The 21470-nt window shown below is 49.9% G+C and carries 28 protein-coding genes; all 28 read right to left on the reverse strand.

Going from position 1 to position 21470, the window contains the following annotated elements:
- Position 1: 1 nt before the first annotated feature.
- Positions 2-859 (reverse strand): hypothetical protein, encoded by an 858-nt coding sequence (locus tag AC3EMD_RS20340; RefSeq protein WP_302073680.1) that lies wholly within the window; start codon positions 857-859, stop codon positions 2-4.
- On the reverse strand, positions 856-1161 hold the full coding sequence (locus AC3EMD_RS20345; RefSeq protein WP_072045285.1) for a phage baseplate plug family protein: 306 nt from the start codon (positions 1159-1161) through the stop codon (positions 856-858). The genes AC3EMD_RS20340 and AC3EMD_RS20345 overlap by 4 nt, the downstream gene beginning before the upstream one ends.
- Positions 1161-1997, reverse strand: coding sequence for a hypothetical protein (locus AC3EMD_RS20350; RefSeq protein ID WP_277457252.1), 837 nt, complete (start codon positions 1995-1997; stop codon positions 1161-1163). Before AC3EMD_RS20350 ends, AC3EMD_RS20345 begins: the two co-directional genes overlap by 1 nt.
- Positions 1998-3938, reverse strand: a complete 1941-nt coding sequence (locus tag AC3EMD_RS20355; RefSeq protein WP_302073681.1) for a lytic transglycosylase domain-containing protein — start codon at positions 3936-3938, stop codon at positions 1998-2000.
- A gap of 198 nt (positions 3939-4136) precedes the next feature.
- Positions 4137-4595: a hypothetical protein gene (locus AC3EMD_RS20360; protein WP_123836695.1), complete on the reverse strand. Its 459-nt coding sequence runs from the start codon at positions 4593-4595 to the stop codon at positions 4137-4139.
- Between the two features lie 72 nt (positions 4596-4667).
- Positions 4668-5222, reverse strand: coding sequence for a Rha family transcriptional regulator (locus AC3EMD_RS20365; RefSeq protein ID WP_277457249.1), 555 nt, complete (start codon positions 5220-5222; stop codon positions 4668-4670).
- Between the two features lie 174 nt (positions 5223-5396).
- Positions 5397-5840 (reverse strand): phage tail fiber protein, encoded by a 444-nt coding sequence (locus tag AC3EMD_RS20370; RefSeq protein WP_123836694.1) that lies wholly within the window; start codon positions 5838-5840, stop codon positions 5397-5399.
- 585 nt (positions 5841-6425) lie between these two features.
- Complete coding sequence (locus AC3EMD_RS20375) at positions 6426-7916, reverse strand: DUF3383 domain-containing protein (RefSeq protein ID WP_302073683.1); 1491 nt, start codon at positions 7914-7916, stop codon at positions 6426-6428.
- Positions 7917-7918: 2 nt separating this feature from the next.
- Complete coding sequence (locus AC3EMD_RS20380; protein ID WP_227540389.1) at positions 7919-8485, reverse strand: phage neck terminator protein; 567 nt, start codon at positions 8483-8485, stop codon at positions 7919-7921.
- Positions 8486-8851 (reverse strand): hypothetical protein, encoded by a 366-nt coding sequence (locus tag AC3EMD_RS20385; RefSeq protein ID WP_302073684.1) that lies wholly within the window; start codon positions 8849-8851, stop codon positions 8486-8488.
- On the reverse strand, positions 8851-9363 hold the full coding sequence (locus tag AC3EMD_RS20390; RefSeq protein ID WP_302073685.1) for a hypothetical protein: 513 nt from the start codon (positions 9361-9363) through the stop codon (positions 8851-8853). The genes AC3EMD_RS20385 and AC3EMD_RS20390 overlap by 1 nt, the downstream gene beginning before the upstream one ends.
- Positions 9364-9366: 3 nt before the next feature.
- Positions 9367-9780, reverse strand: coding sequence for a DUF4054 domain-containing protein (locus AC3EMD_RS20395; protein ID WP_072045276.1), 414 nt, complete (start codon positions 9778-9780; stop codon positions 9367-9369).
- Positions 9780-10145 carry a hypothetical protein gene (locus tag AC3EMD_RS20400; protein ID WP_302073686.1) on the reverse strand — a complete coding sequence of 122 codons (366 nt, stop codon included), beginning with the start codon at positions 10143-10145 and terminating at the stop codon, positions 9780-9782. The genes AC3EMD_RS20395 and AC3EMD_RS20400 overlap by 1 nt, the downstream gene beginning before the upstream one ends.
- 65 nt (positions 10146-10210) lie before the next feature.
- Positions 10211-11230: a major capsid family protein gene (locus AC3EMD_RS20405; RefSeq protein ID WP_302073687.1), complete on the reverse strand. Its 1020-nt coding sequence runs from the start codon at positions 11228-11230 to the stop codon at positions 10211-10213.
- 73 nt (positions 11231-11303) lie between these two features.
- A complete protein-coding gene (locus tag AC3EMD_RS20410; RefSeq protein ID WP_302073688.1) occupies positions 11304-11792 on the reverse strand; it encodes a structural cement protein Gp24 in 489 nt (162 codons plus the stop codon).
- Between the two features lie 12 nt (positions 11793-11804).
- On the reverse strand, positions 11805-13268 hold the full coding sequence (locus AC3EMD_RS20415) for a DUF2213 domain-containing protein (protein WP_302073689.1): 1464 nt from the start codon (positions 13266-13268) through the stop codon (positions 11805-11807).
- Positions 13269-13313: 45 nt separating this feature from the next.
- Positions 13314-13958, reverse strand: a complete 645-nt coding sequence (locus tag AC3EMD_RS20420) for a hypothetical protein (RefSeq protein ID WP_302073690.1) — start codon at positions 13956-13958, stop codon at positions 13314-13316.
- Positions 13959-14192: 234 nt separating this feature from the next.
- Positions 14193-14396, reverse strand: a complete 204-nt coding sequence (locus AC3EMD_RS20425) for a hypothetical protein (RefSeq protein ID WP_302073691.1) — start codon at positions 14394-14396, stop codon at positions 14193-14195.
- Positions 14397-14642, reverse strand: coding sequence for a hypothetical protein (locus AC3EMD_RS20430; protein WP_302073692.1), 246 nt, complete (start codon positions 14640-14642; stop codon positions 14397-14399).
- 86 nt (positions 14643-14728) lie between these two features.
- Positions 14729-14980 carry a hypothetical protein gene (locus tag AC3EMD_RS20435; protein WP_130945754.1) on the reverse strand — a complete coding sequence of 84 codons (252 nt, stop codon included), beginning with the start codon at positions 14978-14980 and terminating at the stop codon, positions 14729-14731.
- Positions 14981-15222: 242 nt separating this feature from the next.
- Positions 15223-16020, reverse strand: coding sequence for a phage head morphogenesis protein (locus AC3EMD_RS20440; RefSeq protein WP_302073693.1), 798 nt, complete (start codon positions 16018-16020; stop codon positions 15223-15225).
- Entirely contained in the window at positions 15938-17476 is a 1539-nt protein-coding gene (locus AC3EMD_RS20445; RefSeq protein ID WP_302073694.1) for a phage portal protein, read from the reverse strand. The genes AC3EMD_RS20440 and AC3EMD_RS20445 overlap by 83 nt, the downstream gene beginning before the upstream one ends.
- Positions 17477-17483: 7 nt before the next feature.
- On the reverse strand, positions 17484-18980 hold the full coding sequence (locus AC3EMD_RS20450) for a phage terminase large subunit family protein (RefSeq protein WP_302073695.1): 1497 nt from the start codon (positions 18978-18980) through the stop codon (positions 17484-17486).
- The gene (locus AC3EMD_RS20455) at positions 18967-19398 is read right to left on the reverse strand and encodes a terminase small subunit (protein ID WP_302073696.1); all 432 of its coding nucleotides are present in this window, start codon (positions 19396-19398) and stop codon (positions 18967-18969) included. The genes AC3EMD_RS20450 and AC3EMD_RS20455 overlap by 14 nt, the downstream gene beginning before the upstream one ends.
- A 21-nt stretch (positions 19399-19419) precedes the next feature.
- Positions 19420-19605, reverse strand: coding sequence for a hypothetical protein (locus AC3EMD_RS20460; RefSeq protein ID WP_302073697.1), 186 nt, complete (start codon positions 19603-19605; stop codon positions 19420-19422).
- Positions 19565-19852, reverse strand: a complete 288-nt coding sequence (locus AC3EMD_RS20465) for a hypothetical protein (protein WP_302073698.1) — start codon at positions 19850-19852, stop codon at positions 19565-19567. Before AC3EMD_RS20465 ends, AC3EMD_RS20460 begins: the two co-directional genes overlap by 41 nt.
- Complete coding sequence (locus tag AC3EMD_RS20470; RefSeq protein WP_302073699.1) at positions 19849-20130, reverse strand: hypothetical protein; 282 nt, start codon at positions 20128-20130, stop codon at positions 19849-19851. Before AC3EMD_RS20470 ends, AC3EMD_RS20465 begins: the two co-directional genes overlap by 4 nt.
- Positions 20131-20550: 420 nt before the next feature.
- Positions 20551-21231 carry a DNA/RNA non-specific endonuclease gene (locus AC3EMD_RS20475; RefSeq protein ID WP_302073700.1) on the reverse strand — a complete coding sequence of 227 codons (681 nt, stop codon included), beginning with the start codon at positions 21229-21231 and terminating at the stop codon, positions 20551-20553.
- Positions 21232-21470 lie beyond the last annotated feature (239 nt).

The raw sequence follows: 21470 nt of genomic DNA on the forward strand, positions 1-21470 counted from the left end.
TCTATCCCTCCTGCCCCGGCCCTACGGGAAATGCGACAATGTACGTTTCCCAAAGTCCGCCATCTACATTTGAAGAAAGATAGTGCGTTGTTCCTTCCTTGATCTGATACATCCCATATGCATTTGGGAGGATGGTATTAAGGTTGAGAAACCTGCCAACTATAAAGGCCGGCGAGAACATCGCCCTAAAGCATATGCCTACATCATAAAAAATTGGGTAACCAATAAGTCCGGCATCTGGAGCCACATAGGGGATGATGTTATCCCTGGCTACTCCATCAAGAAAAATGGAGATTGTCTCGAAGTTAACATCTACGCTGAAGTTGTAATCCTTCGATATTTTAATGATTTGCTCTACGGCATTTCCGCTGTAGTTAGCGCCGTTCATGGTAATGTCGACACCATAGTTAGCGAACTTGAACCCAACTTGTTTGCATATGGAGGAAACGAGATCCTGAGCTTTAACAGGTCCCTTTATAGAGGTTGGAGCCAATGGAATCGCTCTGACAAAAGTTGCGACGTTTGCACTAATCTCCAGAGCGGCATCAGGGGCTTGGTTCATATTGATTCTTGCGCTATTGATGACGCCATCAAAAACCAGCTCCCCTTCCGCATAAACGCGAACGAAGTTTTTGTTGTTCTGATTCTGCCTCTGAGACTTTCCGCTTATCTTGGCCATATAATCAAGAGAAAGCCCCCATAAGCTCAACTCCATACTTGTGGCAGCGGTTCCTCCATAAGCCGATATGGAAAGGTCACACTTCATGTTTTCCATGGTGAGAACATTTCCCTTTCCCTGTTCGAACTCCCCCTCTCCAAGCGTAAATTGAAGTTTCAGTTTTCTGATTTTATAGGTCACGACGAAATCTCTGAAGATGTGAGGAAGTAAAGCTTAAAACGGCTACCCAACTCATCCCAATAAGGGTCTGCTGCACCCTTCGTATCGACAAAAACGAGGTCGCCCGGGAAGTCTAAATATGCGTATCTGACAATCCAGTTGCAGTTCAGACATAACACCCCCTGCGCTATGGCATTGTCTCCGAGATAGAGGTCAAGGAATAAGCCAGTAGACCGCTGATGGATCCTTATCGTGTAGGAGGTGTTATTGAGAGATACCGTAACTCGCTGGGACTTTATTGCGTTGAGTGTAATTTCCTGCATCACGTCACCACCGAAACGAATTTACCGATTCCGTTTTTTATTTGCGTTGATACCTGGTCAGTTCCCGATGTCCATGCATTACCAACCGTATCCGCAGCTGAATTAACACCAGATACGATAGCGCTTGAGGTTGTTTGCAAGGCACTTGAAAGCGATACATTCCCGCTAGTCCAGGCATTCTTAACATCTGTCAGAGTTACATCTTTGACTGAGGATTGTCCGTTAGTCGTCAAAATCGCAGAATTTACGCTTGCTGAATTGTTATCAGATGGAGCGTTTGGTGTAGTGTTGCTCGATAAAGATACCTCGGCGATATCCATTACCTGTTGAAATGTAGCGCTAACTTTCAGTAGCGTTAAGCCGCCTTTCGCGCTTATCGAGTAGTCGTAGTGCGCCAGGTCGTAACCTTCATAAACGCGATCCGGAGTCTCGATGTCATACGTACAAGCCGTATTTTTCATCGTATCCAGAATGCCAAGCAATCCGGTTCTGCTGAGGGTAGAGAAGTTCGTGATGTTTGGTAGCGCTCCCGTGTAAGCGCTCCAGCCTTCCAGAACAAAAACCACTCGCAACTCAGCCGGCCGCCTGACCTTGTTATACGAAGTGTAAGAGCCTTTTTCTATCGGTGCGTTAACAATGGCAGCATCACCTACTGGCTCCGCAGAAACCCATCCTGTGGGCTCAAACACGGTCATCCCCGGGATAACACCAGTTAGCGTTTCATCGACTTTGTTATAGGTGATGCCCCATGATGGAAATAGCGTTGAGTTGATGATGGAAAAAATGCTGCCAGAGTTTATGGCTGACAGCAGGGTTGTTTCGTTCAGTGAGAACATTTAGCCTCCTGACTGGCCGCTGTCATATCCAATTAACGTGGCTCTGTTTTGGGCCGATTTACTCATGTCCTGAGACAATTTGCCAACAGATGAGGCCGGAGTCATAACCTGCATTTGCTGAATATGGAAGCTCTGACCGCCCTGAGAAGGCATTCGATAAGGTGCGACACTATCTGCGGCCATGCCAGCCCCTGCCTTCATGTTGGCAACAACCTTGGCATAATATTCCTGGGTTTCTTTTGGCGCGTTCTGCATGCCTTTTTTCTGCAGATTGCCAAGCCCCCAGTTATAAGCCTGAAGCGCTGATTGCGTATCCCCGGTCGCCATAATCAGGTAGTGCAGATATTTTGCCGCTGCCTCTGCTGATTTTTTGGGGTCATAGACATCGCTGCCATTCAGGCCCATATCTTTGGCGGTGCCAGGCATAAACTGAAACAAACCCTTTGCCCCAGCCTTAGATACTGCATACGGATCGCCACCAGATTCTGTCGCAGCCACGCCGCGAAGCAATCCGGCTGGAAGGCCATATTTCCCTTCCAGCATCCCGAACTCGCCAGACATCGCATTAAGCAGTGCTTTACCCTTTGGCCCAAGCCTGGCCGCCGTAGCATTCAGCGGTACATTCGGCTGATATCCTTCGATGCTGGGGCTTCTCTCTGCAGCGCCAGCTTCAGCAACAAAATAATCTGAAATCTTCCCAAGATACTCTTTGGTGGTGTCCCAGTATGATTTCTCATCCTGATCGTGCTTCCTTTCTTCTGGCGCTTTTTTGCCTGCAATTTTTTCATATGCTTCTGTCATCCACCCGGCTATGGTTTTACCGCCGATGATGAGAGAGTTCTGCTCTGCAGATTTTGTTACCCCGGGCAGGTAATCCTTCCCGTTTTCCTTGCCGTTCTCCGTACCGTACCAGGCTTTTTTAAACTCATCGGCCGCCTTGCTGAATTCACCATTATTCAGTGCGTTCAGCGCGTTGCCGAGATGGGTAAACATGTTGGAAAGCTCTTTGAAGCTCTCCATTAAGCTATCTAACTCCTGCTTTAACGACCATTTCCCGAGGTCTATGCCAGTAATCCCCTTGATGTCTTTGCTTAGCTCACCAAAGAAATCAGATATCGGACCTCGATTTTGTGACAAGTCGGTTAGTGACGTATTCACCTGCTGGATAACGGGTATCAACCCATTAAATAGCTTGTTTTTCAGAGTATCAAAGTTCTGAGCGAGAACGGTCCATTGCTCATTGAACTCTTTTGCGGCCCGTATGTTATTGTCGCTAATTCCTGAGCCAGCGGTAAACCTGTCCACATTAGGCAAAAACTTACCAGCCATGGCGCTGTTTATAACTTCATCAGAAAAACCAGCTTGCCTGCCGGCTAATCTCGCCCTTTCCTTATTAGGGTCTTTTTGTATTGCAAGAAGAATTTGCTTCGCTATATCTTGCGACGTCAGGTTTGGATTGTATGTATCAAAGTAAATCCCTGTATCTTGAGAAAGCATTTGCAGGGAATTGACAAACCCAGCGTCGGGCCGTCCCTGGCGACCAGACATTAATTTATCATTTATGCTTGATAATGAGCCGAGCATAGCTTGCGCACTAGAACCCGCTGCTTCTGCTGCCCGCCCCCAGCCATCAAGCTCTCTGGCCGATGCCCTAAGTACCGCCGATTGGTTCGAAAGCGCCTGCAGGCTATGCGTCATGCCATCGACGAACTTTAACGTCCCACCAAACGTCAGGCTCACGCCGGCCAGTGCCAGCATCTCGTTCTTTATGCTTGAGAAGAATCCCGCAGCTCGCTTGCCCTGGGATTCCATGTAATCGGCGTTTTTCTTTGATGTCTCGCGAAGATTTTTCGTCCCGTCGTCGATTTTCTGCCGGGCCTTATCAAACTCTCTGGTGTCGATACCAAAGGTGATAAGCAGCGCGTCAATTACTTGAGCCATGTGGTTTACTCATTACCGATTTGTTGTGATTGTCCACCCTGCGAATTTCAAGCAGCCACCACATATCCTGCACACTGTAGACAGTGCTCAACTCATGAAGAGTCGCCAACCTCCCGGAAACAACCGCCGCAATAGTTCTCGGAACGTTCTCGTACTGTATGAGCCCGCGAGCGTCTTCAGGCATCTCTGGCGGCAGGTCTAGTCTGCGATGGCGTTCAAGAAAGACAGGTGAAGTTTCAGAGCTTCGACCTTGAGGCGGAATAGCGTGCTTGGTTCTTCGATGTGGATTTCCGGTGACAGCGGGATAACAGCATTTGGTGCGGCCACAAACTGCACGCATCGCATGAGCTCATTCGAAAGCCGCACTCGCTCATCACGGTCAACCTTGGATAGCGCAGTGATGCCGTATTTCGCCAGGCCGATCATGCCAGATGCCATAATCGAGTCGCGGATTTCTTCGCTTTCAGTGTCAGATGACGCTTTAGCGAGGAAGTTTGTAACATTGTTCGGCACATCAACGCCGCTGCCAATCAGCGCGCATGCGAGGTCTGTTGCCCACATCTCTGCATCAGTGGCCGACATTTCAGTAATGCGGAAGGTCTTCCCTTTGTCGCGATTATTCGCATCAATGGTGAAATCAATATGCTTGCGGCTCATTTTAGTTCCTGAGTTTATTTTGACGGCGCATAAAAAAGCCCACCTGAGTGGGCTTCTGTAATTTGGCGGTGCTTACTTTGCGATCGCATTAACGAATCCGGGCAAAGCAATCTGGCCTTGCTGGTCGAGCTTTTCGATACGGGAAAGCAACTGCGGCTTCTTCTCTTTTCCCCATCGACGCAACAGGCGGCCTGACATGCTGGCAACATCCTTCTCTTTCATGTACTCCAGCATTACGGCGTTGCGCTCTTCTTCAAACTGCCGGCGGCCAACCTGAAGCATTGAATACATCCAGTTAAAGGCGTTGATGTAGGCGATCTTGATACGCATCGCCTCTTTTTTGGTGTAGGACATAACCAGAAGCATTAACCCATCCTTGCGGAGGCGATAGAACTTCTGCGGCTTACCGTTCTGCAACTCATTGTTTTTATAGCAAAGCTCAAAATTGAGTTTTGTGTCAAACTCAGGCGGGCAGGCCGCAATGGTCCTTTCGATATCCCGAATTACGTTCTTTGGTAGCTTGCCGAAAGCCTTTGCCACCATAAATGAATCAGTCACCGGGTCGTTATCCGCCACAAAAATCAGGTCGCGGAAATCTAAACCGTTAACTACAGTTGGGTATTGCATGTGAGTTACCTTTTAAAAAGCGAACCTGCTCACACAGAAAAGCCGCCCCAAGAGGCCCACCGGCACTAACGGCAGTTCTCAGATTCGCTTTCTGAAAGGTTCTTGGTTTGAACGCGCGGGTGAGTGCGCTTACTGCAGATAAAAAAGCCCCATCAGGTGACGGGGCTGTTTGTGTTATGCGGTGTAATCAGAGCCGACGATGTTTTCCCACTCAATCAGACCTGCCATTGGCTGCAGGATGCGGCCAGCAGAAGGGACGGCTTTCCAGCTTTTGAAAATGCCGTTTGTCATCGTGTATTTCCGGCTCAGTGACGGCAGATAGACCGTCCCGTTACAGCGGAAAATCGCTTTCGATGTACGCTGGGTTTGAAACCAGGTATCGATATAGCTCCGGCTTGGCGAATCAGGCAGCAGGTGGAAGGTCCACGGCAGGTCGCCAAACACAAAGCCGCCGGTCAGCTTGCCGTCTGCAGTACGGATGGTTTCCGCCAGCTCAGTATCGCCCTGCTCAAAGATGTTCTGCGCTTCGAACTGCTCCAGGTTAAAGCCACTGGTATACAGGTTGGTGACCGTCAGAATGATTGTGCAGTCAGCAGAAGTTAATGAATTAGCCATTATTGTGCTCCAATATCAGGCATGCACGGCCAATACGTGCTTGCTTTATATCTGTTCAAGGTTCCTGGAATAACCCGCAGGTTATCCTCGCAGTGCAAGCCGCATACATATTTAGAGAATAAAGGAACAATGTGATCAACTTCGTGAGGGATTCCAGAGGAATGACTCCTATCCCTTGCAGCCTGATATATGAGTTTGATCTCATCCTGGTTAGCCCAAGGGGGAGTCTGTGCCTTGCGCCTCTTATGTGAAACGTTAGAGTCGTATCTGCCCTTGTTTAACCTATAGAATTCAGCATTCTTTTCCAAAATAGACTGCCTGTTCCTGACTCTGTATTCTCGCTCTTTTTTCTTATTTCTCGCATGCCATGCCCGCTGGTACGCATTACGCTTCTCTCTGTTTTTTTCGCGAGTTTTTGCAGACACTTCCCGAATCTTCTCTGGATTAAGAGAACAAAATTCCTGGTATTTTTGTCTGGAGCACTCCCGGCAGTAACAAGACAGTCCGTCCTTGGTCTGTTTGTTCTTACAAAAAGAAGCTAATGGAAGCGAGCAGCCGCAAGATCGGCATACTTTATTCAGCTCCATCTCACTGAACTTCCACAGAATTCACAGTCAGTTTCTGAATGACGCCGCCATCGCAATACCAGAGGTATACGGTTGGCGTGGTTCGGTTAGCGCGCATTGCTGCGTTGAACGGCGCGACGTAGATGTAGTAGCCGGCAGAGGTCAGAGAGGAGCTGATATCAGAGCCGACAATGTTTTTGATTGCCAGAATCTGCGACGCATCCAGGTCTGTACCCACCGAGCAGCCACCCCAGGTCTTGAATTGCTCAATTGTGGCTGTCATGCAGCCCTCAATGAGCGCCTTACCTTGCGCGTTGTACGGAATGTACGTGTTGGACGTAAACAGCGTCAGAATGGCTTTCTGGAGGTTTGCGTTAAGCCAAATCTGGCCTAACTGAGCATCCAGCCATTTGTAATCACCGGAGATAGCGCCGTTGTACCACATATTCTGCGTGTAGTTATTCGCGCCATACGTGCCGTAGAAGCTGTAGCCGTTGGTAATCAGCGCCGAGTAATCGGAGTTGGTGGTTACGTCAGCCAGGAGGCCATTCAGTACCCGGAAGGCGATCGGCAGACGGCCATTCTGCTGATTAAAGTTCAGGCTTGCACCGTACCCAAGAGCAGAGGCGGTTTTGCTGACATCGCCGTATACAGGAAACACTCCGGCATAATTTGCAGTTTTAACCGGGTAGAACAGCGTCTGAGTGCTGCCTGACTGCAGGCAGTAATTGGAGTCATCCAGCAACACGAATACATACCGGTAAGCTTCGCCGCTCACCCATGACGCGAACGCAGTCACCTGGTCTGGATTAGGTACAAAGGTCGTGGTGAACTGAGCCCAGTCCTGAGTCAGAGCAGTAACTGAGGTCATCAGTTCGCTGACAACGTCGGCATCAGCACCCTGGGAAAGGGTTGCGCCAGTGGCAGAAGTTAACAGCAGGCTCGGAGCCAGCGTCCCTGAGGCAAATGTCAGCGTTGCCGCATCACCAGTCGTTTCGGTGGTGATGATGAATGCCTTGGTGGTGGTATCCCATACGACTGTCACCTGCACGCCGGAGTTAATGGCATTAATGGCGTCTTCAATCTGCGTTGCTGCAGCGGTGAAGCTCGCAACAGAGGACAGGCTGATATTAGCGGTGGTGACCGATGTACCATTGATGGTCAGTGTCAGCGTGCCGCTCAGCAATTTCAGTTCAGCAAGGGTCAATGCTCCCAGGCTGGCCGAGCGGAGAAACGCGCCGATCGCATCTGAGTTATAGCGACAGAAAAACAACTGCCCCGGCGTCTGGCTGGCGTTATTGAATCCCTGGAAATAAATGTCCGCCATCGAGAACTCAGTAGATGAACTACCGAAATACGTGGAGACATCGTCAGAATTAGTGAATGACAGGAGCGCACCCTTTGGCGCGTATTCGCTGTCAGTCAGAATCAACCCATTAAGGTCAAGCGCCGAGCCTGTGGCTGACAGCACGCCCGGGTTGATTTTGATGATGTTACTTAAACTAATTGCCATGTTTACGCACTCTCAGGAGGAAATTTGGCGTCTACAGAATCAGCGCGGACGTTTGCGCTGGTCATGAAATACTGAGTTACCGACACGTCGACGGGGATTTGGGCGTAGAAGTCGCAAGTCCAGCGGTTTTCCCACTGGTCCTCACCATTCACCATGGTTGTCTGTATCGGGTCTTTGCAGTAAAGAGGGGTGATTAACGGCGGAGCGCTTGATGTGCTCTCCGAAAAATCACGAAACCACTGGCAGGCATAATCGGAACGAGAAAGCGTAAAGATGATGTTTGCATAGTCCTGAGCGGCATCCCCGTAGAAATCCAGCTGACAGCGCCAGATGGCCGTTCGTTTATGCGTTTCTGTTCCTGAATCTGCGCCGGTTGTGTACTGGTAGCTGATGGAGTTTGTTGATAGCCCGTCAATGCCGAGGGGCGTCATAATGACGTAATTACCATCCGGCATCTCAGTGTTGTTTTGCTGCGATTGCCTGCAGGCCGAAAGGGTAAGGTGAGCCTTAAGGAATGCCCGCAGAGACAGAAACAAACCATCCATCAGCGGCGTGATGGATGCCGCCATTTAGGTTACCTGCAGTTGTATTACGAATGAGCACCAGTCGGGCCACTCTTCCAGAACCTGGCGGATCATCCATGTTTCACCACCAATTATCAGGAAGTCACCACCTGTTTTCCGTGGGCGGTTAATGCCATTGAATGAGCCGTTGACGTAGAACTTTTTGACGACGCCCGTGAGGTTGAGATTATCGACGTGTCGCAGGTCGTCATTAGACAGAGCCTGAAGCTGACCGTTAACGGTAGACTCGGAATAAACCTTAACCATCTTCCCGCTGTCATCTTCTGACTCACTGACAAAGACCTTCATCTGTACGTCAATGAACGGGTTTACGGTTGCTATGAGGCCGGATACGAGGTGGTGTAAGTTCATTATTTCTTAAACCAGGTGAGTGGATTCCACCATGCGAAGCCACTGGTGACCTCGATAATTTCGTAGTCAACAGATCTCTGCATGCTTCCTGAATCAACCAGAGTCATTTCTGGCCTTGCCCTACCCTTCCGGCGTTTGTTTTCGATGGTTGACGGCTTGTTTGGCGGCGGGACTGATTTTTCAATTGAGTCCTTGATGTCTTGAACAACTATCATCCCAAGCACATTGAAAGCATTTCGGAATCCATCTGCATTCTGAGTCTGCCCTTTCATGAGTTTTGCGGCTGATGCGCCCCACTCTTCAGATTTCTCTGCGACTGCATTCCTCATGAATGGTCTTGCTGGAATGTTTTTTGTTCCATATTCGTTTGCCGCAGCATATGTAGCTACGAGCTCACCAGTATCCTCGTTCGTTGCTCCTGCAAGGATTCCAGCATTCATCTTAATTGATGCGCTTTTTCCAATTTCAGCCATCACACGACTTATTTTGTCGCCGCCTGATATAGAAGCCATAACTCATCCCCATGGGTGAACGTAGCGCCGCGGGTAATATCGACCACCAACAACGTATTTCCTGGTCGCCTGCCAGAACAGCTGACCGCATGGCGTCATCTTGAACCATGAGGCGTTTGTTACATCAGGGACAGCAAACGAGACGCTCACACTACCCTCTGTCGCTCCTGATGCAGGGCCAGCCTGACCATTCCCCCAGAGCGCCATAGAGGCGATATGGCACGTGAGCGCATAGAGCAATGTCTTGCGGTCATTGATGCCATTTGTAGGGTCGTAGGGAACGACAGACGATTCAGTGTTATCCAGAACAAGGCAGGCCACATCAAATGCGTTCTGTAATTGCGCTGGCGTGAGAACACCGGAGAATCGCGGGTAAATGGAAAGGAACTCGCCACTGTCGAAAGTGACGATCGCCATTATGCTGCCTCGCTGGCCGGAACTTCCTGAGTTTTAATGGTCTTGTCATTTTTGACATCGACCGGCTCGCGACCGTGCTTAACGCCTTTTTTCTCACTGGCGTTGGCATCAGCGCTTGCGGCATCTTTCTCATGAATGAGCGTGCCTTTTCGAACCATGTCGGCTACCAGCGATGGATACGTCGCCAGAACCTCTTCCCATTCAGCGGCATCAACAGTGGTGGATCCGAATCCGCAGGTGAGCACACCTTTTTCCAGGCCGCGCAGATTGAAGTCGGAACCTTTCAGAGAGACTTTCTTATCGTTCTTCAGGTCAAAGATGAGTCCATGTGGGTGTTTCAGGCGAACGTGAATAGAGCCAGACATAGTATTTCCTTCAGGAGTTGAAACAGCCTCCGGAGAGGCTGTGGTTTTGCGAGGGCGAGCCATGGTTAGATACCAGTCATCTGAGCGACAGCTGCGGGAACCCGGATGACGCCACCGTATGTGGTGCCAGTGACTTTCTGTGCAAAGGAGGACAGAGAAGGAACTACGCGACCCATGCGGATTTTCTCACCGAAGCCCAGCAGGCCGGTTTCATTACCCAGCACTTCCGGCGAGATGATCATCAGCGTTTCAGATGCGGCCGGCGCGTATGCTGCGCCAAGTTGCGGCAGCGATACGAACTCAGCGTTCGGGAAGTAATCTTCCAGCATCTTCATGGTGGTCAGGCCCAGGCTGGTAGGCGCTGCCAGCAGAGAGCGGGTACCCGGAGACATGACGATTTTCAGCTTCGACTTCTCATCAACCAGACCGTTTAACTGGTTAACCAGCGTGGTAAACAGTTTGATGACGTCGTTGTAGCGAGCGATCGCGTCTTTCGATGCCCATGCAGTCTGGCCGCCGACTGAAATCGGGGTCACTGCAGCCGGCAGGTTCGGGTCGTTCAGCACGCCATAGATTTCTTTGCCTTCTACGCCGAGCAGGTAGAATTTGTTGGCGTCGATATCAATGGTGGTCGCCGCTGCGCGCTGCTTGGCAGAAGCCAGGTTGATTTTGGCCTGTGCTGCCATGTCCTGCTCCAGATCGCCGTATTCGATGATGGTCTGGAAGCGGTATTGCTCGCGGGTATGCCATTCGCTGTTGACGCCGGATACGCCAAACTGGCCGAAGTCAGAATAAGCGGCGGTGTTGCCGGTCACTTCATCTGCACGCCATTTGAAATACGGAGTCGTCCAGTCGCCGCGTTTTTCTTCTGCATACAGTTCGCGAGCGTTACGAGGCGCGGTCATAATCTCGATAACGGTCGGGTCGATGTATGCCAGCAGTTCAGCCGGGACGGTGGTGTTAGCCTGGGTGATCAGCGCGGCATCCTGCAGGATTTGCGGCATGTTTTCCGCAGTAATCCACTGGCGGGCGTTACGACCGAAATCAAAGCCATAACGCTTCGCTTGTTCAAACGTAATATTCATTTTTGTCTCCATCCGCGCGCGACAAAGCCCACCGCGTTAATGCAGTGTCAGTCGCAGGCGGATATTTAATTAATTATGCGAGCGCAGGGGAATAGTTGGAGATCAGCACCAAACCGTCTTCAGCGCGAATCTCTTTCACGACAAAGCCAGTCTCTACGTGACCAGCAACAGTTGCGCCGGCGTTGGCGTAAGCGATGCTGCCATCTGTGGTAGAGGCAAATGCTTTCTGGCCGTAGGTCGGGGTCGCTGACTGGTTGATAGCTGCGTAGAACTCACCTTTCACCGCAACCGTGACCGGGGTTTCGGTCGGGATGGTCAGCGTACCGCTGGAGGTGATGGTGTAGTTGTAGTAGTTGATCAGGCGCTGAACAAAGCCGGCAACCACAGAGCCAGAAGCTTTTACCTGGGTTTCCGGGTCAGTGCCACGAAACACGAAGCGGCCAACGGTAACATTACCTTCAGCCAGCGGATTTTTCGGCAGATATACAACCGGGTTATGAGAGGCCTTATCACCCTCAACCGCACCGGAGTAGTACAAGCCAACTTGATCTTGAAGTGCCATTGTCAAAGCCTCTTATCGGATTTTGATGTTTTTGAGGCCAGCAAACTGACCGTCGAAAGATGTCGCAGACGCGCTATCAAAAGCGGGCGCCGGATTCGTGGCTGGCTTGCTAGCCGCCATGATGTCCACCATGCCTTTGTATGCGGCCTTGTCGTAGTTTTTGATGTTCACGCCTTTCTGTTTCAGCGCGTGGCCATAGATGTCCTCGGCGCTATCAAACGCCATGACATCCAGCTCGCCGACCAGCTCACGCACAGCGCGCCCGGCTTCGTTCAGGCTGCGGAAGTGAGACTGAGCCTCTACGCGAGCCTTCTGCATAATCGTGTTGGCGTCCATTGCGGCCTCTTTTTTCTCTTCTTTTTCTTCAGCCTTCTCTTCTTTCTTGTCTTCCGGATCTTCATCACCAGTCGGACGAGCGAATACCGCGGCTACTTTCTCCAGGATGTCATCCGGAACTTTGCCGCCGAGAATGGCCTTGATGCTTTCCAGCGGGTTCTCTTCGTCGAAGATGGTGTCATCTTCCTGGCCCATCGGGTCTGCTTCGTTATCAACGACGCTTTCCGGAACGGCTTCAGCAGCTTCCATCAGCTCTGCCAGTTCTTCTGGCTCGATGTCCATATCCTGTGCCAGTTGGTTGCCATACTGGCGCACAACGGCTTTAACGAGATTCCCTGGCTTTTTGTAAGACGTAACCAGTTTTGCCAGGTCTGCCGGCGCGGCATCCTGTGCAAGGCGGGGCTTGAGGTATGCGGCCAGATTGCCCATTACAAGCGCCTGTTTTTTGGTAAGTTGCATTGATTGCACCTTTTTGAGTTGTGACGGCATACCGTCTGATACGCACACATCGCTTCCGGCCCTTCCGCTGGAAACTAGTGCTACATGATTCGGCCTGATGTCTGTCATTTTGAAGTCATAGTGAACCCCATTGTGCTCACCGGGCTCGAAAATGGGAGTGAAGTAATATCCTGCGCTGATTTCCTTCAGCGTCCCGTCGTATATTCCATCAATCGCTTTTTGGTCAGTAACTGATAGTGAATTTTGGACATAAGGAGAATTCCATGCAGCACTGGTCCCGATAGAGCCGACTCGCACCTCTTTTAGGGGGCTAGTCGCGCTATCAAGTTGATGAATGCATAGCAGAGGCATTCCAGAAAAAAGTGAAACGGCTTTTTCAAGCTCATCCCCTGGCCGATAACCATAATATATTTGATCTGGGTTAAGGCCGTTTTCTTCCCATCCTGGAATTTCTTTTCCGTAATAGGGGGCGACTTGTTCTCTTGTTAAATTACAACTATCTACATGAAGATATCCGTTATCATCAATGCGTCTATTTGATGAGCGGTCAAATGCGATAGCGGAGTCACCAGTGTAACCATTGGCATAAGCCGCTCTTTCTACGGCCTCTGCTTTTTCCTTTGTCTTGAATGGCCCCCGTCCTCCCCACCACCACATTCCATCTTTCTTATGCACGGGCATGAAATCACCTTTAACAAATAAAAAACCCGCCGCAGCGGGTTTTTATTATTTCTTTACTGGCTCACTAATGGCTCTTTCTATATCCCAGCCAAGCCTTAACCTTTTGCTCAATGTGGATGGCTTCATGCCAATCATCCTTGCAACCTGCGTGTAAGGGAGCATTTCCCCATTGTATGGTATGAGATGGTTATTTGACTTGTTGAGATTTTGCTCAGACATAGTGGCCCATCTGCAATTCTCTTTGTTGTATCCTTTGAGGAAGTCAATTCTGTCGATGCTATGCCTTTTGGATGGACGGTTACCCATATCTATGTAGAATGCTTCAAATGATTCTCTCCACTCATCGCAAACAGAGATTCCTCTTGCTCCGTAATCTTTAAATCGTTTGTTGTTTTTGTTGTGGCAGCGCTCAATCATTCCAGACCATATTACATATTCGCTGGCTCTGTGCATTCCGTGCTTGATGTTTCTTTTGTTTTTGGCGCAACCGCAACTTTTGCTTCTACCAGATAGCAAAGATGAGGCGATTACATTCTTTTCTACTCCACAGCAGCACCTGCAAAGCCAGACAGGATCAAATGATTCATAGCCGCTTGTGCTGATGTATTTCCTTGGCTCAGCTTCATTTATTACCGTCCAATGTCCATATTGTGATCCGGAACAGATTTGTGATAACTTCTTGGTAGCCATGAAGCCTCCTGATTAGGCGAGTGGTCAGAAGCCCTCAGTTACTGGTAATAGCTGAGGGCTTTGTTATTTTATCATCAGGAGTGAAATATTAAAATAATCACATCACTCATACTTCATGTAATTACCCCATCGCCAGCCGCCTTTAACTTTTTGTACTGGCATCTGTTACCTTGTCTCTGGCAATAAAAAAGGCCGCCATGAGGCAGCCTGTTTGTTTTTGATAATGTGATGGCGTTATTTTTTAAGGTCGTATGACTCTATTCTGTAATCATGCTTATTAATTTGCATCGCCACATACTGCAAAGCCGCAGGCTCATTTTCATAAACGGCTATCAAATCATCATACTGATACTCGGCATTAAAAGTTTCGCCGATTAGATTTTGGGATTCTGATACCCGCCGCTCTACGAAAACAGCATAAACCTTCATGACAGCCACCTATTCTTCCTCTTCGTCATCACTATCTTCTTCATCGAAGATTGACGTCATCGTTTCAACTTCCGCATAGGTGTTTAAAATGGTTTTTATTCGCTTTATTCTGTAATAGGTATGACCTTCAACCTGAGCCTTGAAGCGAGATTCTGCTTCCTGTAAGTCTTTCTCATTATCAAAGACGCCAAGAAAAACGCTCTCCCAATCAGAGCTCTGGCCGCCGCTATCGTAATTACCAATTAAAACAATCATAACAACCTCGTCTCAGTTGCTCGTCAGGATATATCTGGAAGGCGGTGACGATGCCGCTTTTCGGGAGCTACCCTATCCAGATATGCTTACTGGATTATATATGATGCTGCCGTGGTAATCAGCGCCCTGACAAGTGACATTTTCGCCGCCATGTCCTCTTTCTCGAAATCATGATCAACCGATGCCGTCTGCAGCATGCCATCAGGAGATGACCATACCACGCTGATTACGCCTTCATCCTCATCGAAATCGATGCTGATGTTTAGCATTGATGCCAGATAAAGAGCGGACTCTTCATTTGTGGCTGCCTGTTCGATGATTTTGGTGGCGAGCATCATTTCTTCCTCTTGAGAGCGACGATGAGGGTTACAGCGAGGATTGCACCACCGGCGATAAACATCGTGGCGGCCGAGCTAATGATTTCGTGGGACATGTTACTCACCGCCTTGGTGATTTTTCTTTCTCGGTCTTTTTCGTGAATGTATTGCTGTTGTATGCGTGGACCAACCGCCAAAAGCATACGAAATCACGAGGGTGAACGGCAGGGTTAATATCAGTAGATTCCAGACAATGTCCATTGTTACTCACCAGGCGCTGGAATCACCGGCCTGTACTCGCACCGGCAGTTTATTAACTGACCGGGTTGCACGAATTGCTTTTCGTGGTCATCCCAGCAACCTTTTGCGAGCTCAAACTCGGTGCCGTTCATTTTCACGTGAGCATGGCGGAATGTTTTGCTCCCGCCTGCACGGTGAACCCATATCCCCTGGGTAATTCCGGCTTGCCTGCAGCGCTCAAGAGCGATTGAGTTTGTCGCCTTGGCGTTCTGGTCGCGGGCGATAACCTTTGCCCGACGCTCAGTGACTCCGTATCGTTTTTTAAGCTCATCCTTCAGATAACCAACATCACGCCCGCGCACAATGCTTTCCTGAACCATCGTCTGTACTTGCGTGAGGTATTGCTCTGGAATGGACTTAATGAGGCTAACCTGCGTCTCGTAGATGCTGTCGAGGACGTTCTGCACCTCCGGAGTAACCCGGAAGTTAACGGTCATGTCCTGCGCCTTGAGCTTGTTCTTTACAGATGTGGATGCCCAGGCGTTGGAGCGGCGGACAAACCACAGGGCTATATCCTTCGCTTTTTTATCGAATGTCTCTCGCCAGGTAGCCATGATGCTTATCAGCTTCGATCCGACTTCTTTGGCCGGTGAAGCATCGCCAACAATTTCACTTTCATTGCGGCGATACTCGGCGCTTAACCACCAGTCTACAGAGCGAGACATTTCATCGATAAGGCTAAGCAACTTCTTCCTGTACTCCACTTCCAGTCCCGCGTTCGGTCGGGTTGAAGATGCCGTTTTCTGTTTCTTCTTCGCCATCGTCGCCTTCCGGAACCTGTTCTGCATCTATGCCGTAAAAGCCGCTGTGCGGGTCATCGGAGAGAGCTTTACGCACCTCAAACGAATCCACGTCGCCGCTTTCTTTGTAAATCTGGCGGGTCTGTGCCTTGATTAACTGCGTCTCGGCAATCGACTTCTCATCGTCTTCATTCAGAGAGGTGAACTTGAATGCCACCGATTCATCATAAGTGCCAAGTTTCACAATCTGGATGATGTCCAGCATCTTCTGCAGCGGTTCGCGGAGCACTTTCTCCTGCTGCGAGTTGATGTGGTCGTTGTAGTTTTTGATGTCCGCGTCGCCGGTATTGAACCCCTGGGGTGAAATCCCCATAAGCTTCACGGCGGGAGTGCGGTTGATTGCAACGATGAACTCCAGTTGCTGCCGGACGATGTCGGTAACGCCATTGAGCGGGACGGAGACGTTAATGAAGTCTTCCATCTCTTTGTCGAGCGCAAACACACCATCATTGCTCATGTAGGCCGTGAGGTAGTTAATTCGCGCATCTATGCCGCTGGTAGCGTTAGGGTTGGTCAGGATGTCCTGCATGTTGGTCTTAAAGACCTTCAGGGAGAACTTCTCAAGCAACCTTGCCTCAGCCATTCGCGCATCCTGAAAGTGCAGCACATAGTCATAGAGAATCTGTGCGCGAGGGATGCCGAGAAAGTTGTAGGTTGGCTTGAGAATGACCGGGACTTCGTTACCACAGACGCGAATCAGCCGGCTCTTGTGAACCTGCTTACCCAGCACCCACCATGTGTCAGGAACATAGTACCGGGGGCTCAGTGGGTCGAGTGATTCATAGTTGCCCGGGAAGACGTTGATCGGCTCGATAATCGTAAAGCGCTTAAAGTTCTTCAGTTCAGCCGACTTGTCGCTGATATCGAGCGGAGTTAAGAGCTGGCTATCTGATGCTCCGGTATCAATAAAGATAAGGCAGCCACCGAAGTAACCGTCAAACTCGGCCGCCTTGTGGCATAAAGCCTGGAGGCGATAGTCAATTATCGCCTCTTCGAGGATTGTCTTCTCGTCAGAATCGTCGCCGTCGCCGTTTGAGTCCGTGGCTGTAATTTCGATCCACTCTCGCGTCATGTCATCCGCGACCGTCTCGACGCATGCACGAATCAATCCGTTCTGCGTCAGAGAGGAAAGTGCGGCATAACCCATGAAGCTCGGGCCGAGGTTTGGAAACTGTCCCATGTCGAAAGCGTGCTGTAAGAGCGTATAAGCTCCTGACACCTCAAGCTGATGGTCCATTGCCAGTTGTGCATCTTTAGGCGCTCCCAGCGTCTTTGCCGGGCCGTACATCAATTTAATCTGATCGAACGTCGGGATAAGCTCCCCACTCTCGATTTTTTCTCGGATAGCCGCTGATATGGTTAACGGCTTGCGCTGGCCACCCTGCCGACGTTGACGGCGTTTATTATAATTTGCCATATGTTTCTCATCGACGTGGGAAGTGATTGCGGGAAGAGGCCTGTCGCACCAGATTGGGGTTCATATTGATTCCACCACTGCCAAGACTAAGCTCAGTCAGCCCCCACACAGCGGCATCAAGCCTGTCTGGTGATTTCTTCGAAGTGGCCGGCACATACTCAAGAAACTGGTTTTCAACCTGATAGAGGTTCCCCATGTGCGCAACCTTTCCTTGTGAATACAAGGCTGATATTGGCTCAGCCCGGGCAAACTTTCCCTTGCTCGCATGAACGCGAATGATTCGACCTTTAAATCCGGCGTTGCGAAGCGTCTCTTCCGCCATGTCACCGCCCTGGTTGGTCTCGATTACGATCGCATCAGCTTCATGCGTTTCATACGCATCCATCGCTTTTTTGGCCCAGCCATTGGGGCTGTATTTGCCGCTGTAATCACCATCAAGGGAATACATTCGCTCCTGTCCGCCACCATAGCAGGAGGCGGCCACGATACCCGTTTCATCGCTTTCTTCGCTGTTTGTTGCCTGCGGGTCTATGGCGATGACCGTCCGCGTCTTCGGGAGGTGGATTTTAATTTTGTGCGCAGCGGCAATCATCGACTCATCCCACAGAGCACCCTCGGCATTAAACCTGCGAGGCGCCTGCATGTACTGAGCCTCAAAGGTTCTGCGATGCGATGTTAATGCTATGCGGTGTGATTCGTTGTGCTTGCGAGGCCATAACCACCCATCAGGGAGCCCGTGTTCAATTGGGATCCCGTGCGTGTTCTCTTCCGGATAGGCGACGGAGTTATCAATAATTACGGGAAGATTCAGGTGGTGCCACTTTTCACCGCTACCACCCCGCAACAGATATCCGCTCAGGTCGTGATAGTGGATACGCTGCATAATCACGATGATCGGCGTTGTTTCCACAGCCAGTCGTGATTTGATGGTTTCGTTAAATCGGTTGTTAATGCCATCCCGAACAACCTCGGAGAAGGCATCATCAGGTTTAACAGGGTCGTCTATCAGCAATGCGCCCTGAAATCCGTCTTCCATGTGGCCGGCACGAAAGCCAGTAACCTGCCCGGCTGCGGAAGAGGCATATACGCCACCGCCGTATTCCGTCCACCACATCGCCTTGCTGTCTGCATCATCGCGCAGCGCCATAGGCCACATAGCCTGAAATGCACCAGACTTAACGATGCCGCGTGCTGTCGATGAGTTAAGGAGTGCAAGGTTGTGCGAGTAAGACAGGTGCATGAAGCGACAGCGGTTATTAAGCGCCAGCCCATGAGCAATGAAGTTAATAGTCGCCAGCTCTGTTTTGGTATAGCCCGGCGGGACGTTAATAATCAGCCGCTTTATCTCACCATCAACGACGCGCTGCAATGTGCGGTCAATGACCTGGTGATGAGGCGCGACAATCATCTTTGCGCCCATGCGTTGTTTGAAGAAGTATCTGGCAAAGTACAGCCTATCGGCTTCGCACATTTTTGCGCGGATCAGGGAATCAGCAATCGTCATTTTCCATCACCCGCTTAATATCGTCAGGTGACATTGTGACCACGCGAACCGGGCCGCCGCCCTGACCTGTTAGTTCAACAATCTGTTTATCCAGACCGGTTAGCTTCGCCTTGCCCATTGTGGCGGCAACAGCAGCGGATGATTGCGGCGTTTCAGCGCTCAATGCCTTTTGCCTTGCCTCTTCAAGTTCCGCTATCAGGGAGTCCACAGTGACGTTATGGCGCTGTTTAATTTCACCCTGCAATTCCCTTACCCTTACCGATATCTTACCGTTTGAAAGCAACTCAGATGCTTTTACGTGTATTGCTTCCGGCTTCATCTTGTCAGCAGCATACGCCGTCCGATAAGCCTCTGAAGCATTACCCGTTTCGATGTATGCCTGACAGAAAGTCTCTTGCTTTATTGTCAGACCTGCCATGTTGTTTTCCTGTTTAACTTATCAGCCAACCTTCAGCACAAAGCCTTTCTTTGCCATCCAGTCAGCCATTGCTTTTATCTCTTCAGCGGTAATCTCTTGCTGAGTGATGCAGGCTTTAATCTGCTCTTTCTTTATCCAGAGCCAGAGATATGCGGAGAGCCACCACTTAGCATTGCAGTGGATCGATAGTGATAATTTTCCCGGCATGACTGCTCTCCACCTTTTTGCTTATTGCCTCAATTACTTCCGGTGATAACGCATCTTGCGTCTTGAAGATGACAACATTCTCAACTGGCTCAACAGCGGAGTCATAAAGCACGACGAACGCTTCGCCAATAGATTTCGCTAACTCTCTGGAGTCCGTAACACCGCTGTTGTTTATCGCACTAGCCAGGCACTGCGCTGCAAGATTCTGGATGGAATCTGGCAGTTCTGAAAATTTACTGTGGCTCATTTACCTGGCTCCTTCAGGGATATTGACAAGCACCATGCATCACGACTGATCATGAGTGACTTCGTTTGCTTTTGGTATACGTTCCATAATGGGACAATTTTGAAGCCGTGATAGAAGCGACTATTGCAAAAACCAGAGCCAACCCCTTCCTTTAACAATCGTCCGCCACGCATTATCTTCTGCACATCCAGATAGAAAGATATAAAAGTGCGCTCATGGCGGCGGCCAATCTGCAATCTCCGCGCCTTTTCAAAAGCGAATTCATTTTCAGTTGACATGACAATTCCTCGGTTAGTGGTTAAGACTCCACTTCTTCCATGCTTCGCCCGGGCTTTCCCCGTCAGCTGATGCATATCGCATGTCTTTGCTGATTGAGTAGCAGCGCCATTTTCTGGTTACACGGTTAAAGTAGATGCGTGGTTTGTTCATTTTTAGAGCTTTCTGCTGAGAGGTCTTTATTCTCTCGGTGGCGGTTTTTAACTGCTCACTACAATGTCGAATTCTCTCGGAAGAAAATTCTGCATTGCGGTGATTCCAGATTCGTCTGCCTCAGCTCTGGATGGCTGACGTATGAAGGCTTTGCGGACCCGGCATTGTCTGTTATTGACTCCACTCAACCACTCGCGGGGGAGGAAACCCTTTCGGGCCCACGGTCTCAGTTAAGATGAGTGGACGGCGACAGACCGACGCAATGGTGACTAATCACCAAAAGGAGAGATGTTGTACTTCGCTTTAAACTGCTCAGTGGTGAGCTTTGTTACTGTGCCGGTCGTGTTGTCACCGACATAAACAGACTCGCCTGATTTGGCTTTGACTGCCTTCCAGATAACGCTCGGCACATTTACGCCGTTACCGATTGTCTTTGTGCCGGGAACCATGCCAGTGACTACCCAGGCGTCACCTTCAGCGAGCACCTGTTTTCTCACAGCCTCTTCCATCAGTCTCCATGCCTTTCTGTTGAGGTCTGGAAGTTGTGGGGTCATGTTTGCCAGGCTGAATGTTTCAAACTGCTCCTGAGCGTTTCCAGCGTCGCCCGCCGCGGTCATATGGCCAATGTCATAGCCGCTAAGGTGATAGTCCTTTTGAGTGGACTCGAATTGCTTCGGCACCTTTGGCTCAGAGTGGAACGCATCCTTGCGCTTAAGCTGAAGAGAACCTTTAACGTCATCTGCTGTGAGGTGTTGGGCGCTGATAACAGGGTCTTTAAGTTTGTCGCTGTAGAGGACAGAGAACTGAGTGAAGCAAATCTCCTGGTCGTACTGGATAGCAGGAGGATTGTCATTCAGGAATTTACCAGGGCAATCAGATTTGGCTGCCGCAGAAAAAGAAAAAGCCGCTACGAGAGCGGCTATGAGGTAATTAAAAATCCGGGTGTTCATCGAGATGCTCCGCGTATCTTTCCTTTAACGCGATCATTTCCATCTTGTTTTCTAATAATTGCTGTTCGGTGGCTTGTTCGGTTTCGCAATAGCTACATACGCAAAAGTGAAGGGGTATACAGTGCTTCGCGCCCTTATATTCTACGAAACTATTTGTTGTTCCCATCATAAGCTCACCTACCCCGCAAATAGGGCACTCCACTTGTCCGGTTTTGCATTTATTCATGGGTGACCTCTCA

Source organism: Klebsiella sp. PK18, from assembly GCF_057784655.1.